General features: G+C 70.8%; 13 protein-coding genes and 1 pseudogene. 4 read left to right on the top strand and 10 right to left on the bottom strand.

Annotated features, from left to right (window positions below; translation table 11 throughout):
* The first annotated feature begins 96 nt into the window (after positions 1-96).
* Positions 97-1,089 (top strand): alpha/beta hydrolase family protein, encoded by a 993-nt coding sequence (locus ACLQ2S_RS21705; RefSeq protein WP_155214696.1) that lies wholly within the window; start codon positions 97-99, stop codon positions 1,087-1,089.
* Positions 1,090-1,174: 85 nt separating this feature from the next.
* On the opposite strand, the gene ACLQ2S_RS21700 is transcribed toward ACLQ2S_RS21705, so the two are convergent.
* The 3 genes from ACLQ2S_RS21700 to ACLQ2S_RS21690 all read right to left on the bottom strand — a co-directional run bounded on the left by ACLQ2S_RS21700 (position 1,175) and on the right by ACLQ2S_RS21690 (position 3,959).
* Positions 1,175-2,137 (bottom strand): zinc-binding dehydrogenase, encoded by a 963-nt coding sequence (locus ACLQ2S_RS21700; protein ID WP_309222554.1) that lies wholly within the window; start codon positions 2,135-2,137, stop codon positions 1,175-1,177.
* A 112-nt stretch (positions 2,138-2,249) separates the two neighbouring features.
* Positions 2,250-3,428 carry an NAD(P)-dependent malic enzyme gene (locus ACLQ2S_RS21695; RefSeq protein WP_155214694.1) on the bottom strand — a complete coding sequence of 393 codons (1,179 nt, stop codon included), beginning with the start codon at positions 3,426-3,428 and terminating at the stop codon, positions 2,250-2,252.
* Positions 3,429-3,566: 138 nt separating this feature from the next.
* The gene (locus ACLQ2S_RS21690; RefSeq protein ID WP_155214693.1) at positions 3,567-3,959 is read right to left on the bottom strand and encodes a S24/S26 family peptidase; all 393 of its coding nucleotides are present in this window, start codon (positions 3,957-3,959) and stop codon (positions 3,567-3,569) included.
* A gap of 25 nt (positions 3,960-3,984) precedes the next feature.
* On the opposite strand from ACLQ2S_RS21690, the gene sodN reads away from it, so the two are divergent.
* On the top strand, positions 3,985-4,389 hold the full coding sequence (sodN, locus tag ACLQ2S_RS21685) for a superoxide dismutase, Ni (RefSeq protein ID WP_099849980.1): 405 nt from the start codon (positions 3,985-3,987) through the stop codon (positions 4,387-4,389).
* Between the two features lie 142 nt (positions 4,390-4,531).
* On the opposite strand, the gene ACLQ2S_RS21680 is transcribed toward sodN, so the two are convergent.
* Both ACLQ2S_RS21680 and ACLQ2S_RS21675 read right to left on the bottom strand, forming a co-directional pair.
* Positions 4,532-5,821, bottom strand: coding sequence for a GAF domain-containing protein (locus ACLQ2S_RS21680; RefSeq protein WP_155217525.1), 1,290 nt, complete (start codon positions 5,819-5,821; stop codon positions 4,532-4,534).
* Positions 5,822-6,111: 290 nt separating this feature from the next.
* Complete coding sequence (locus tag ACLQ2S_RS21675) at positions 6,112-6,603, bottom strand: SgcJ/EcaC family oxidoreductase (protein WP_155217527.1); 492 nt, start codon at positions 6,601-6,603, stop codon at positions 6,112-6,114.
* A gap of 58 nt (positions 6,604-6,661) precedes the next feature.
* On the opposite strand from ACLQ2S_RS21675, the gene ACLQ2S_RS21670 reads away from it, so the two are divergent.
* A complete protein-coding gene (locus tag ACLQ2S_RS21670; RefSeq protein WP_425702519.1) occupies positions 6,662-7,126 on the top strand; it encodes a MarR family winged helix-turn-helix transcriptional regulator in 465 nt (154 codons plus the stop codon).
* A 128-nt stretch (positions 7,127-7,254) separates the two neighbouring features.
* On the opposite strand, the gene ACLQ2S_RS21665 is transcribed toward ACLQ2S_RS21670, so the two are convergent.
* Genes ACLQ2S_RS21665 through ACLQ2S_RS21655 form a run of 3 tightly spaced genes read right to left on the bottom strand, consistent with a single transcriptional unit; the run spans position 7,255 to position 9,568 of the window.
* Positions 7,255-8,292, bottom strand: coding sequence for a sporulation-delaying protein SdpB family protein (locus ACLQ2S_RS21665; protein ID WP_155217531.1), 1,038 nt, complete (start codon positions 8,290-8,292; stop codon positions 7,255-7,257).
* A complete protein-coding gene (locus ACLQ2S_RS21660) occupies positions 8,289-8,858 on the bottom strand; it encodes an SdpA family antimicrobial peptide system protein (protein ID WP_155217533.1) in 570 nt (189 codons plus the stop codon). Before ACLQ2S_RS21660 ends, ACLQ2S_RS21665 begins: the two co-directional genes overlap by 4 nt.
* A gap of 56 nt (positions 8,859-8,914) precedes the next feature.
* Positions 8,915-9,568: a hypothetical protein gene (locus tag ACLQ2S_RS21655; RefSeq protein ID WP_425702516.1), complete on the bottom strand. Its 654-nt coding sequence runs from the start codon at positions 9,566-9,568 to the stop codon at positions 8,915-8,917.
* A 142-nt stretch (positions 9,569-9,710) separates the two neighbouring features.
* Here ACLQ2S_RS21655 and ACLQ2S_RS21650 point away from each other — a divergent pair, with 142 nt between their 5' ends.
* Positions 9,711-12,395, top strand: coding sequence for a LuxR C-terminal-related transcriptional regulator (locus ACLQ2S_RS21650; RefSeq protein WP_425702514.1), 2,685 nt, complete (start codon positions 9,711-9,713; stop codon positions 12,393-12,395).
* A 145-nt stretch (positions 12,396-12,540) separates the two neighbouring features.
* Here the strand turns inward: ACLQ2S_RS21650 and ACLQ2S_RS21645 are convergent, their stop codons facing one another.
* Both ACLQ2S_RS21645 and ACLQ2S_RS21640 read right to left on the bottom strand, forming a co-directional pair.
* A complete protein-coding gene (locus tag ACLQ2S_RS21645; RefSeq protein ID WP_425702512.1) occupies positions 12,541-14,157 on the bottom strand; it encodes a GDSL-type esterase/lipase family protein in 1,617 nt (538 codons plus the stop codon).
* 201 nt (positions 14,158-14,358) lie between these two features.
* Positions 14,359-14,504: pseudogene (locus tag ACLQ2S_RS21640) on the bottom strand (IS5 family transposase); the annotation flags it as partial.

Here is a 14,504-nt window from a genome sequence, read left to right as displayed (position 1 = left end):
CCGGGAACCTTAGCGAAACCTGTCCAGTCGGCATCCTGCCCACCGCCGTCGAGCCCGCACCGCCCGGACGAGCCGACGGCGGGCACAATCTGAGCCATGTCGCCTCGCACCGTCGCCGCTCTGGTCGCCACCGGTCTTCTCGCCAGCGCTCTGGTCGGCTGTTCCACCGATCAGGAGCCGACCGTCGGGGCGGAAGCGCCCAGCCCGTCGGCCACCGCCTCCGTCACGCCGTCGGCCTCCGCCTCGGCACCGGCGATCCCCGCCGGCAGCGCCCCGGAGCGGACCTTCGCACTCGGCGTACGCAAGCTGAAGGCGAACCCCGACGACGACCGGAAGGTGCCGATCACCATCTGGTATCCCGCGGTCGGGCGGGCCGGCGGGAATCCGGTCAGCGGTGCCGACGCCGCCGACGGGACGTTTCCCGTGATCATGTTCAGCCATGGCCTGGGCGGTTACCCGGAGGACTACGCCACGCTGGTGACCCGCTGGGCCGCCGCCGGATTCGTGGTGGCCGCCCCGACCTTCCCGAACACCTCCGGGAGCAGTGCGAACCTCAACGTGTTCGACGTGCTCAACCAGGCGGCAGACGTGTCGTCCGCGTTGACCCGGGTGCTCGCCCTCGACACCCGTGACGGCGATCCGCTGCGCGGCCGACTGGCCACCGACCGGGTCGCCGCCGCCGGGCACTCGGCGGGAGGGGTGACCACCATCGGGTTGTTCACCTTCAACCGCGACATCCGGCTCTCCGCCGGGGTCGTCCTCTCCGGCACCGCCGCCGGGGTGGGCACCGCGTTCGCCGGTACCCCCGCTCCGCAACTGTTCGTGCACGGCGAGGTCGACGAGGTGGTGCAGTACGCCGCCGGCAAGGCCGCGTACGACAAGGTGCCGTGGCCGAAGGCGATGCTGAGCCTGCCCGACGGCGACCACGGCCGTGGCCTGCTGCGCGATGAGGGAGCGTCGCTGCGGGTGGTCTCGGACACCACCATCGAGTTCCTCCGGTGGACGCTCTACGGCGACGCCGAGGCCAAGGAGCGTATTTCCACCGCCGCCTCCCGCGACGGCATCGCCAACCTCGACAACCAGCTGTAGGTCACGCGGATCCGCGTACGAACACCCGGTCGTCGTCGCCTCCGGCGCTCGCCCGGCGACGACGACCGCAAGGTGAGCGGCGGTCTCACGCGGTGTGGTCGACGACCACCTTGCCGAAGACGTCCCCGGAGTGCAGGCGGGCGAAGGCGTCGCCGACCCGGCTGAACGGCACGACGCTGTCCACCACCGGGCGGACCCCCCGCTCGGCGCAGAAGGTCAGCAGGGCGGCCAGCTCGTCCAGGGTGCCCATCGAGGTGCCCAGGATCTCCAACTGCATGGCGAAGACCCGGCGCAGGTTGACCTTCGGCTCGTGACCGGCGGTCGCGCCGGAGACCACGATCCGGGCCCCCAGGGCGGACGACTTCAACGAGTGGTCGAAGGTGGCCGCGCCGACCGTCTCGATCACCACGTCGACCCGCTCGGGCAGCCGTGCGCCGGGTTCCACGGCGGTCGCGCCCAACTCGGCGATGCGCGCACGCTTGGCGGCATCCCGGCTGGTCGCGTACACCCGTTTGCCCATCGCGGCGGCCAGCACGACGGCCGCGGTGGCCACGCCGCCCCCGGCGCCCTGTACCAGGACGGCGTCGGCCTCGTCGACCCGGCCCTTGGTGGTGAGCATCCGCCAGGCCGTCAGCCAGGCCGTCGGCAGGCACGCGGCGTCGGTGGCCGTGAGCCCCGTCGGCAGCCGCAGCAGATTCGACCGGGGTACGGCCACCCGCTCCGCCAGCGTGCCGGGGAAGTGCTCGGAGAGGATGGACATCCCGCGCGGATCGCCCGGCGTCGGCACGACGGGGTAGACGACCACCTCGTTGCCGTCCGGGTCCACGCCGGTGGCGTCGCAGCCGAGAATCATCGGCAACTGCTCGGCCCGGAGCCCGACCCCGCGCAGTGACCAGAGGTCGTGGTGGTTGAGCGAACTGGCCGTGACGCGCAGCGTCACCCAGTCGTCGTCGGCCAGGCTCGGCTCGGGTTGCTCACCGACGGTGAGCGCGGCGAGCGGGTCGGCGTCGTCGAATCGGCAGGCGAAGGCGGCACGCATGATCCGCACCGTAACAAGCTGAGCGCCCGTTAAGAAGGGCCCCTTCCTACACCTGGATGTAAGGAAGGGACCCTTCCTATACACCAGGCGTTAAGAAGGTGCCCTTCCTTACACCAACACCTCAGGCGCGGGCGACGCCGTCGCGGCGGGCGGCCTCGGCGACCGCGTCGGCCACCGCCGGTGCCACCCTGGGATCGAGCGGCGAGGGGACGATGGCCTCCGGCGTCAGCGCCTCGGCCACCACCGAGGCGATCGCGTCGGCCGCGGCGACCTTCATGGCGTCGGTGATCCGGGAGGCTCGGGCCTCAAGCGCTCCCCGGAACACGCCCGGGAAGGCCAACACGTTGTTGATCTGGTTCGGGTAATCGCTACGACCGGTGGCGACCACCGCGACGTGCCGAGCGGCCACCGCCGGGTCCACCTCGGGGGTGGGGTTGGCCAGCGCGAACACGATGCCGTCCGGTGCCATCCCGGCCACCGCCCGCTCGGGGATCAGCCCGCCGGAGACGCCGATCAACACGTCGGCGTCGCGCAGCGCCTCGGTGATGTCACCCTGCCGACCGTCGGCGTTGGTCAGCTCGGCGAGCTCCGCCTTCGTCCCGGTCAGCCCGGTGCGCTGCCGGGAGATGATGCCCCGGGAGTCGCAGACCACCACCCGCTCCGGGTCCACTCCGCCGGCCACCAGCATCTTGGTCACCGCCACGCCGGCCGCCCCGGCGCCGCTGACGGCCACCCGCAGATCGCCGAGTTTGCGGTTGAGCAGCGTCGCGGCGTTGCGCAACGCCGCCAGCACGACGATCGCGGTGCCGTGCTGGTCGTCGTGGAAGACAGGGATGTCCAACGCCTCGTCGAGCCGCCGCTCCACCTCGAAGCACCGGGGCGCGCTGATGTCTTCCAGGTTGATGCCACCGAACGACGGCGCGAGCGCGGTGACCACCGCGACGATCTCGTCGACGTCCTGGGTGGCCAGGCAGACGGGTACCGCGTCGACTCCACCGAACTGCTTGAACAGCACGGCCTTGCCCTCCATCACCGGCAGCGCGGCGCTCGGGCCGATGTTGCCGAGACCGAGTACGGCCGAACCGTCGGTGACGACCGCGACGGTGCGCGACGCCCAGGTGTAGTCGTGCGCGAGGTCCGGTTCGGCGGCGATCGCCTCGCAGACCCGGGCCACACCCGGTGTGTACGCGAGGGAGAGGTCCTCACGGCTGGTCAGCGGCACGGTTGAGACGACGGCCATCTTGCCGCCCCGGTGCAGTTGGAAGACGGGATCAGCAGGGTCCACGGTGGACGAAGACATGGTGACTCCAGAAGAATCGAGCGACTGGACCGACCGATCGGGCGCACGGTGAGGCGACGAGCGGCGGCGCGCGGTGCGGGGGGTCACCCGGGCGCTTCCGAGCATAGTCACGCCCTACGGTCCAGTATGTGAGCAGGGTCATAACGGCCGGGACGACAACCGTCCCGGCCGTGGCCAGTACCGGAGCAGCACGCGGCCATGCACGTCAGCCACGCCGTACGCCCGGGAGTCGTCGGTGACCAGATCGTTGTCTCCGGCCAGCCACCAGCCGCCGTCGACCGGGCGAACCGCCCGTTTGACCACCAGCAACTCAGGCCGGCTGCGGAAGACCGCGATCACCACGTCACCGGGGCGGACGGCACGGTCCCCCCGCCGTACCAGCACCGCGTCACCGTGGCGCAGCGTGGGCGACATGGAGGGTCCGGTCACCAGCACGGCCGACAGCGGCCACCGCAGCCGGGGTGCGGGCACGGGTTTCACCTCCAGCGGCCTCGGGGACCACCGTCCAGGAGTAATGTCGTCTTGGATCATCGCAAACTTCCCATGGAGGATCCCGATGCGACTTCCACGCATCCTTACGCCCCGCGTGAGCGCCAGCGCCCACTGCGACCTGCCCTGCGGCGTCTACGACCCCGCACAGGCCCGCATCGAGGCCGAGTCGGTGAAAATGATCTGCGAGAAGTACCAGGCCAACACCGATCCGGAGTTCCGCACCAGGGCGATCCTGATCAAGGAGCAGCGGGCTGACCTGGTCAAGCACCACCTCTGGGTGCTGTGGACCGACTACTTCAAGCCGCCGCACTTCGAGAAGTACCCGCACCTGCACCAGCTGTTCAACGAGGCCACCAAGCTGGCCGGTGCCGCCGGGGCCAAGGGCGCCACCGACCCGTCCAAGGCGGACGAACTGCTCCAGAAGATCGACGAGATCTCCAAGATCTTCTGGGAGACCAAGCAGGCGTGACGCCTGCCGCGTACGGCGGTTGAGGCGCGAGTCGCCTCACTGCCGTTCATCGCGTCGGGGGGGGGGGGGGGCCCCCCCCCCCCCCCCCCCCCCCACGCCCCACCCCGCAAGGCTGCGGGGAACGGCACCGTGGGACCGTCGGTCAGCGGTTTACGTAGGCGGCCAGGCCGCCGAGTTCCTCGGTCGCGATGAAGACCGCCCGTACGTTGAGGATGGCCTCCTCGACATGGCGGGGGCAGCCCCACGCCGAGTCTCCCCAGGAGTCGGCGATCTTGATCTCGGCCGGTTCGGGGCAGCCCTGCCTGCCGCCGAGCTGGCAGTGCTCCGGGTGTGGCGCGGCGGCCTGGGCGGCTGCGGCGGCGCGCATCTGGGCGTTCAGCTCTGCGGCGGCGGCTGCGCGCTGCTCGGCCTCGGCTCGAAGTTCCCGCTCCGCGCGTATCGCCTTGGCGAGTTCGTCATGAGCCGCCTTGGCCTGCGCCTCCGCTTCGAGCTTCGCCTGCTCGATGTGGTGACGCTCGATGGCCAGCGCGGCGGTGCCGGTGAACACTCGGGCGAGGGCCAGGTCGGTGTCCTGCGGAACGCGCGGGGTGCGGTGGTACATGGCGAACGTGCCCAGCAGGCTGCCGTCGCGGGCCAGGATCGGCGTGGACCAGCAGGCGGCCAGCCCGGCACGCTCGGCCAGCTCGCGGAAGTCGACCCAGAACGGATCGGTGGCGATGTCGGTGACGATGACCGGTTCCCGCCGGTGGGCGGCGGTGCCGCAGGAGCCGACCCCCTCGCCGGTGGCGATCCCGTCGATGGCCTGGTTGTAGAAGTCCGGCAGGCTGGGCGCGGCACCGTGGCGCAGGTGCTGGCCGTCGGGGTCGGTGAGCAGCACGGAGACGAGCATCTCCTGCGGGGCGAGGTTCTCGATACACCGCGCCATGCCGTCGAGCACCTCGGTGAGCGGTGCCTGGCGGGCGATCTGTTCCAGCATGGCGCGGTGCTCGGCCATCAACCGCTGCGCGTGCTTGACCTGCGTGGTCTCCACGCCGATCACGCGGATGCCGATCACGGTGCCGTCGGTGTCCCGGCGCGGCTCGTAGGTGAAGTCGAAGTACGCCTCCCGGGCGTGCGGCTCGACGCCCAACATGACCCGGACGTCCCGGCCCGTGTAGGACTCACCCGTGCGGTAGACCTGATCGAGCAGCTCGATGAAGCCCTGGTTGGTCAACTCGGGCATCACGTCCACGAGCGGTACGCCGGTGTGGGCCCGCTGCTCGCCGATGGCGGCGAAGAACGCCGGGTTCGCCGTCTCCACCACGTGCTGCGGCCCGATCAACGATGCGTAGACGGCGATGGAGTGCCCGAACAACGTCCGCAGATCCTCTGCCGCCTGGCCCGAAACGGCCGGGTCCGCAGCGGTGGGAAGCTCACCGGGTGCCGCCGTCATCGTCGGTTCGCCTCTCGTGCCGTCGGGATCGATCACTGTGATGTACCAGTCGGAGACGGTGGCCGCAGGCCGCGCAGGAGCGGGCTGAGGTCGCCCGATGCAGCGTACCGGCAGTCGGCGCAGGCGGCGACCGGTGCACCGCCCGCCGCCTGGTGCGGGCTGAGTGACCGTGCCCGCAAGGCGTTCGACGCCGGAATCGACTGCCGCAGGACCGGTATCCGGTCCTGCGGCGCTGACCGGTGTGAGGCTGTCGGCGCTGACCGGTGTGAGGCTGTCGGCGCTGACCGGCGTCAGGCTGTCGTGGCGCGACGGCCGAGGCCGAGACCGCGAGCGAACCGCCCCATGGCCTGCGACATGCGCGACGGTACGGAGTCGGGGGCGGGGATGCCGACCGGTCGGATTCGACCGTTGTGCAGGGCGGTGAACCGCCAGCCGTCCGGGGTGCGTACGGCGACCAGGGTCTGCCGGGACCGGCGCCGCTTGGGCAGCGTCGACCGCCATGGCATCAGGACCGAGGCGGTGCCGTGGACGATCGCGACGTCGGGGGTGACGTGGCGAATCGACTCGACCTCGCCGACCAGCGCTGACCCGGCCAGTACGCCACGGAAGAGCTGGTCGTGGGCGTGTTGCATGGGTGCCCGGCCGACCGCGCGGGTGCCGTCGTAGGAGACGTAGTCGGAGTCCTCGGTGAAGCAGCTCCCGTAGGCCACCGCGTCATTGTCGGTCCATGCCTGCATCAGGCGGTCGAACAAGGTGATGATCGCCTGGTCGTCGGTACTCATGCCGCCCCCAATCCGGTACGATTTGCTGATCGAACATTACGATAGCAGGAAGTTTCGAATGTCGAAAGATGAGTTGGTCGGTGTCGTCGCCACGCACCTGCGGCTGCTCCAGCAGAGCTTCGACGCGTTCGACGAGGCGGCAGCCACCGCGCTCGGGCTGAACCGGACGGACCTGCGGGCGCTGGATCTGCTGCTACAGGACGACGGGCCACTGTCGGCCGGTGAGTTGAGCAACGCGCTGAAGCTCAGCCCGGCCGCCACGACCACGGTCATCGACCGCTTACAGCGCGCCGGACTCGCCGAACGGATCCCGGACCCGCACAACAGGCGGCGCGTCCTCGTCGCCACGACCGACGCCGCCCGTGACGCCGAGCGCGAGATCTACGCCCCGGTGGGCGTCGCCGGTTCCGAGGCTCTGGCCCGGTACACGACCGACCAACTCACCACGATCCTCGACTTCCTGCGCACCGCCCGGCAGGTCCAGGAGGAGCAGGTGACCCGGATCGCGGACATCCGGCCGTGACCGCCGTGGCGCTCGTCGAGCCCGGACCCGCCAACCGTCCGGGGAGGTCAGCGTGTCCGGGCTCGGACGAGGGCTGCGAGCGGGATCGGGCGCCCGCCCGCAGGGAGATCGCGGGCTGTGAGTGACCGCTAACCGACAAGCTGGCCCGCCAGCGTCGGTTCCTCATCCTTCTTCCGCCGCTCGGTCGAGGGGGAGCCCACGTCCGGCACGTTTACGTCCGGCGTATCGGCTTCCGGTTTCCGGGCGGGTCGCCGACGGACCGCTTCCCGGACCGTTCGCCAGGTGTCGGGTAGGTGCGTCCCCATGGGTACGAGCAGCAGAATCTGCGCGGCGATCATGATGATCGAGAAGCTCCACAGCCCCATCAGCATCGCGATGGAGATGTGCAGCAGCACCCCGAACGGCAACAGCCACCACCGGACGGCGGGACGCACCAGCAGACTGACGGCCAGCGCGAACTCGATCGCCAACGGAGTCCAGGTCAGCAGGGCCACCCCCACCGGCTGGTTCACCAGGGCGTCCGTCACGGGTTGCAGCCAGCCGGGGGAACCGAAACCACGGTGGTTGAGCCAGTAGTACATCACCGTGCCGTCGGCCCACTCCGGCTTGCTGAACTTCGCCACCGACGCCTGGAAGTAGATCCCGGCGACCTGTAGACGGATCGCGAAGAGCAGGACCACAGCCGTGGCGACCAGCAGCGTGCCCCGGCCACCGGGGCGGATCACCCGGTCCGCCGAGGGCGGCGGCTGCCAGTGCCAGCGACGCGAGTCGGCCAGCAGGACCGGTATCAGCAGCAGGGTGATCACCTGGTTCACCTGCTCGCCGCCGTCCGGAATGGACATGCTGGTGCTCAGGCTGAAGGCGATCCACCAGTGCGGCAGGGCGGTGAACCGGGGACGCCACCCGCTCGCCACCACCAGCAGCACCGCGACCGACGCCCAGCGCACCAGTTCCGCGTGCTCCGGCCCGGCGAGGCAGAACGCGCCGATGTTGCCCGGGCCGACGCAGTGCGGCCCCGGCCCCGCCCCGACAAGGGGGGTGAACAGTGTTCCGACGTCGTTGAACACCAGGGTCGCGGCGGTCGAGGTGGCGAGCAGCGTACGGGCGAGCCCGAGCCAGGACCCCCAGGGCACCGCGACGGAGAAGCCGGGACGACGGCGGCTCAACACGACACCTCCAGCCGGACGACGTGGGTGAACCGGAACTCACCGGCGACCAGGTCCCGGTAGGCCCAGGGCACCGGTTCGGTACGGGCGATGACGACCGGACCGCACACCGTCGGGGTGTCCTTCTGGCTGCGGACCGGGTTCGCCGACGTCGACGCCCCCTCGCCGAGGCACGCCTCGGTCGGCTGCCGGCACTGCTGCCAGGCATCTGCGGAAACCTGGGACACCAGCAGGGCCAGTTCGGTGGGCTGCGCGCGGGCGGACCGGTCGAGCCCGAAGGCGTACCGGGGCTCGGCGTTGGCGCCCGCGGTGATGTTCTCCAGTCGGCCGTCCGGTCGGATCGCGTGCACGGCGAGGTCGGGGGAGCGGGGTGACTTGGTGAAGAACGCCCAGCCCTGGGGCAGAAGCACCCGGAACACCGAGGTGGCCTGGTGCTGTCCGGGCAGCGTGATCGCGTTGGTGGGCAGGAACGTCTGTAGGTCGAACAGGGCGATCAGGCCCACCAGTAGCCCGATCCAGAACACGGGACGGCGGGGTACGACCACCTGGTTCCGGTTGTCCGCCATGTCATCTCCTCGTGGAAGAAGTGGTGCGGGTGGGCACGAGCCCACCCGCACCGGGTTCAGATGGTGCGTAGTTCGGTGGCGAACAGGGCCATCAGCCGCTCGACCTCCAGCGACCGGCTGCCGTCCCGAGGCAACTGCGGCGTGTTGATCAGCGCCAGCAAGACGATCACGGCCGCGATCGCGACCACCACTGCCGCCGCGACCGCATAGGCTCCGGCGTTCACCACCGCCACGACGGTCTCGATTGAGGTCTTGTCGTCGTCGATGAGCGTGGGCTGCTCCACCATCACCGTCTGCAGCGCCGCACCGGCCTCGGTGAGCGCTTCCTCGACCTGGTACGGGTCACCGCTGCGCATCCGGGTGGAGACGCTGGCAAGCATGCCGGGCTGGGCCGCCTCAGCAGCCTCGATCAGCCGGCTGACCGCCGCCACCGCCTTCGGCGACCGGTTCTTGCGCAGGCGTTCTTCGTCCATGAAGACGTACGGCAGCCGCTCCAGCTTCCGGCCCACCTCGCCCTGCATGAAGAAGACACCACGCACCAGTTCCGCGCCGTCCGCAGCCGTACCCACGGTCTGCGCCGCCGTCACGGCGGCCGGCGCCCCGTCCTCGGAGGGGCGGGCGATGGCCGCGTTCGGACCACCGATTCCGGACACCACCAGCGACATCGCGAGCACCGGCACCAACAGCCGACGCCATCGTTTCCTGGGCAAATCAGGACTCCTCACCGTTAGCTGTAACTGCAATTCCCGCCGATGGGCGGGAACCGCGCACATGATTGCCAGCGCGTGCCGCCGGGAGCATTGGGGAAATCCCGTACCTCGATCCCCTGTCCGGACGGCCTATGGTGAGCGAATGTCCATGTTGGCGGGACGGGACGAGGAACTCGCAATGGTCCGAGCCGTCCTGGCCGTGCTCGTACCGAGAAGACCCACACTCGTCGAGATCACCGGTGATCCGGGCGCCGGTAAGACGGCCTTCCTGACCCACCTGCTCCGTCACCTGCCGAGTGAGTTCCACGTCGACCTGACCGCCCACCGGTGGACGCCCGCCGCGCTCGCCCGGCTGGGTCGGCTCAGCCGGGTCCGTCCCGTCGTCGCCGTCCTCGACGACGCCCATCGGGCGGAACCGGCGGTGGCCGCACTACGGCGTCTCCTGGGCGACGCCGCACCCCCCGGACGGCTGGCCGTGGTCTGCGCATATCGGCCCCGACAGGCGTCCCGGAGCCTGCTCCACCTGCTCTCCGATCTCGGCGCGGGGATACGGCAGATGGCCGTGCCGCTGGGGGCGCTGCCCGAGGAGACGGCCGATGCGCTGCTCCCCTCCGAGCTGCCGGCAGCCCGACGGGCGACGCTGGCCGCCGTGGGCGGACGGCTGCCGGGGCTGCTCGCCGTCCTCGCCGCCCACCCGGATCTGGTCGACACCGACGGGAGCGTCGCGCTCGAACGGGTTGCGGAGATCGGTCCGTCCAAGCTGCTGGCCGGGCTCCTGGGGCCGGAGACCGACCTGGCGGACCAGTCGACCCGACGGGCGCTGCACGCCATGGCGGTCCTCGGCGAAGCGGCCGACCCGGCGCTGGTGGCGGAGGTCGGCCAACAGCGCCGGGCGGCGGCCGTCGAGGCGCTCGACCGGCTCGTCCGGATGGACCTGCTCCGGTACGGCGCCGACGAGAGCATCCTGCGCCCGCGACACGCCCTGGTCCGGGCCGCGGCATACCAGGACGCTCCCGTCGGGTGGCGGGCCCGGGCACACCTGCGCGCCGACGCGGTACTACGCCGACGCGGTGCGGACCCGCGTATCCGGGGGTGGCACCTGTTTCAGGCCGGCCGGGCCGCCACGCGGCACCGGGGCATCAACAACACCGCCCACGAACTGTTGACGCTCGATCCGGCGATGGCGGCGAGGCTGGCTCGCCTCGCGGCCACCGTGGTACCGCCGAACGACTCGGTGGCCCTCGGTGACGTGCTGCTGACCGAGGCCCGGGCCACGGCGGCAGCCGGTGACCTGACCGGGGCGCTGCGACTCGCGGAGGCGGCACACGGCGCGCCACCCGGGCCCGACACCCGGCTCGCCTCGGCGGTGTTGCGGGCCGACCTGGCCGACCGACTCGGCACCGGCGTCCCGGCGTTGGCCCGACTGGCCGGGGAGCACGCCACGACGGTGGAGCGCCTACGGCCCCAGCTCTCCGTGGCACAGGGGCGGCTCGCCGCCCGACACGGCCGGTGGGACGACCTGAATCCCCTGGTCAGCGACATCCAGGCGGCGACCGAAATGGAGACGAACCCACCGTTGGCCGCCGTGGCCAGGACCACCCTCGCCGCGCGCGCCGCCGCGCACGGGGTCACCGACGTCGCGGGCAGCGAGTTGCGCGCCGCCGAGGCACTCGTCGACGCCATGTCGGATCGCGCCCTCGCCGGCTGTCTCGACGTCCCGGAATGGCTGGCCTGGGTGCAGGGCACCGTACTGGACAAGGAAGGCGCCCTGCGACACCTCACCCGGGCGGTCGCACTGGCCCGGGAACACGGCCAGGCACACGTGCTGCCCGGACTGCTCGCGGGACACGCCCGGATCGCCGCCGCCAGCGGGCGACTCGACGAGGCGATCAGCGTGGCGATCGAGGCGGAACGGGCCGGCCGGTCGGTGGGTGCCCGGCCAGCGGTGACGATCGCGCTCACCTACCGGGCGATGGCGCTGCTCTGGCACGCGGGCCCGAAGGCCGCAGCCCCGGTCGGTGAGCAAGCCGTCCGGGAGGCCCGCCAGGACCCGACGTTGTACGACATCGCGGTGGCGGTCCTGTCACACATCCGGTACGCCCAGGGGCGGCACGCCGAGGCCCGACACCTGACCAGCGTGCTCGTGCAGCCCGGCCGGATGAAGTTCCGCCGCCGGGACATGCAACCCAAGTGGCTCGCCGGACACGCCGAGTTCCTGGTCGCCGGTGGCCTCATCGACGAGGCGTACGCCTGGTCGCAGCGGGCCGAGGAGGCCGCCGCCGCCCTCGGCCTGGAGGTCCGGCAGGCCGAGGCCCACCTGGCCACCGCGAGCGTGCTGCTCGCCCGCCGGAACCCCGCCGACGCCCTGGTCGCAGCCCAGCGCGCCACCGAACTCCTCGCCGACCGGCAGGCCGACCTGTCACTCGGGCAGGCACACGTGGCGGTGGCGGACTGTCTCGAAGCCCTGGGCGAAAGCGGTCCCGCTCGGGAACACATCCACCTCGCCCGGTCGCTCGCGGAACGCCTGTCCTCCGCGTGGCTGCTCCAGCAGGTGGTCAACGCCCAACGCCGACACGGCGCCGGACAGCGGCGGTGGAGCGCTGCCGCCGGACCCGACCTCACCCAGGCCGAACACCGGGTCGCTGTCCTGGTGGCCGAGGGCCTCACCAACCGCGCCGTCGCGATGCGCCTCTACGTGACCGAACGAACCGTCGAGGCCCATCTGACCCGGGTGTACCGCAAGCTGGGGGTCAGCTCACGGGCCACCCTGGCCGCCCTGCTGCGCGACGGAGGCGGTGTGGTGTTACCGGCCAACCCGGAGGCGTGATCAGACCCCGTCCGCCCCCGGCCACCTTGCGAGCCAGCGCCGGGCGCGAGCGGCGAAACCGGTGTCGGGCACCCCTGGCGGACCAGGGATGCCCGACGGGAGGGCCCGGCCGGGGTCGGTCGGCCGCTGGACGTCCGGCGGTGCGTCAGAGCGGGGGAAGGACCTGGGCCAGCCGGGCCGCCATCGCCTGGTAGCCCGAGGCGTTGGGGTGGAACGAGTCGCTCACCGGTGAGGTGAGGCCGTGGGCCCACACGCCGCTGGTGCTACAGAGCCGGTGGCCGCGGAACAGCTCCAGGCCGTTGACGTAGGTGACCCGCGAGTCGCCGGTGGCCAGCACGGCGTCCCGGATCATCCGATCGGTCTGGGCGGTCGCGGTGTAGATCGCTCGTCGTTCGCTCTCGATGAGATTGCCGCCCAGGTTCGGGCAGCGGTCCTGGGTCGGCGGCGGGTCCGCGGGGTCGTCCGGGTTGGGCACGACGGCCGGGTAGCTCAGCACCATCAGCCTCCCGTTGGGGTGCATCTCCGCCCTGATCTGCCGGTACAGGGCGGTGAGCTGGACTCGGACCTGATCCAGCTGCTGCTGGGTGACCAACGGTCCCGACCCGGAACAATCAGCACCCAGGTAGCAGCCGGTGAGCTTGAGCGAGAAGTCGAGGTCGTTGCCGCCGATGGTCAGCGTGACGAGCCGGGTGTGTGGCTGTATCGCGTCCAGTTGAGGTGGTACGCCGGGATGCTGGCTCGCGTACAAGTCGACGATCTTCCCGCCGTGACACGCCGCCAGGGTCGGCCGGTCCACCGGCAGCCCGGACAGGATCGTCCCGGCGATGAGGTTCGAGTAGGTCAAGGACGACCGCCGGCACTCCTCATGGGAGTACGGCGGAGCGCCGGTGCCCGAGGAGTAGGAGTCACCGAGTGCGACATACCGGATCACCGGGGGCTGGAGCCCGGTCCCGAACGCCCCGGTGCCCAGCACGATGTGCAGCAGGTTGGTACCGAGCCCCTCACACAGCAGGTAGCGCAGCCCGGGAATGGGGAAGCAGCCACCCCAGTAGACACCGGCCGGTGCCAACAGGTACAGCTCGAAGGCGATCTCCACGCTGCGACCACCGTCGAACATCTCGCCGGGAATGCTGAGGCCGCCCGAGGTCGCGCCGTAGTAGGTCTGCCCGTACGACTGGGGTGCCGTGGTGTAGAGGAACTGGCCGTCGAAGCGGCTCCGGTCGATCACGCCGCTGGCGATGTAGGCCGCGCTCAGCCAGAAGTTGCAACCGAACTCCGCCAGGTAGGAGATGTTCGCCGCGTAGTTGGTCTGATTGGGCGCGCCGCTGACGGAGCCGCTCCGCGTGATCGCCTCGGTGCAGTACAACCCGCCCGGCGGGTCGTCGGGGCCGGCCTGCGGCGCAACTCCACGGAAGGTCGGCTCGTCCGCCTTGCGGATCGCCGCACGGGCCGCGCTGTCCACCTTGAGCGTGGCGCCGGGGCCCTTCGTGGCACCCGGCAGCGCCTTGGGTTGTTGCGGTTTCAGCGGTGTCGCGAACGGCGTGATCTTCTTGGTGGTGCCGGGAAGGGTCACCGGGTCAGGCGTCTGGATATCGGGCTGCCAACCTTCACTTCGCGCCACCGGCAAGGTCACGGCGTTGTCGTCGGCGGTCGGTGTTGCGGCCAGCGCCGGTTGTCCGCTGACGAGCAGCCCACCGATGACCGCGACCACGGCGAGTAACCGCGTACGCCGTCCCGATGGCACGACTCCACGTGATGTCACTACCCAACCTCCTAGCATGAGGTGATCGCTATGTGACAGGCAGTGATATGGATGCTAGGCAATGAGTAGGTGAGCGCAGATCCGTGAAATTACGCAAAGATGCGCGCGGAAATCACCTCCACCCGTCGTACGGCTCACCGGCTCCGGCGTCACCAGCCCTCAGAGGACGTCTGATTCACGTATTTTGCGTGCGTTGTGGTTTTAGTCGTCTCGCCAGGTTGGGGTGGTTTCGGTGGTGAGGCGTTTGGCGAGGTTGTCGATCATGGCGAGGGTGATCATGCTGGCGGAGTTGTCGGGTCGGGTTTCGTAGTCGCGGACGAGTCGGCGGTGGTGCATGAGCCAGCCGA

It is taken from the genome of Micromonospora sp. DT48 (assembly GCF_049844495.1).
Taxonomy (GTDB): Bacteria; Actinomycetota; Actinomycetes; order Mycobacteriales; family Micromonosporaceae; genus Micromonospora.
This window is presented reverse-complemented; position numbering and strand designations above follow the sequence as displayed.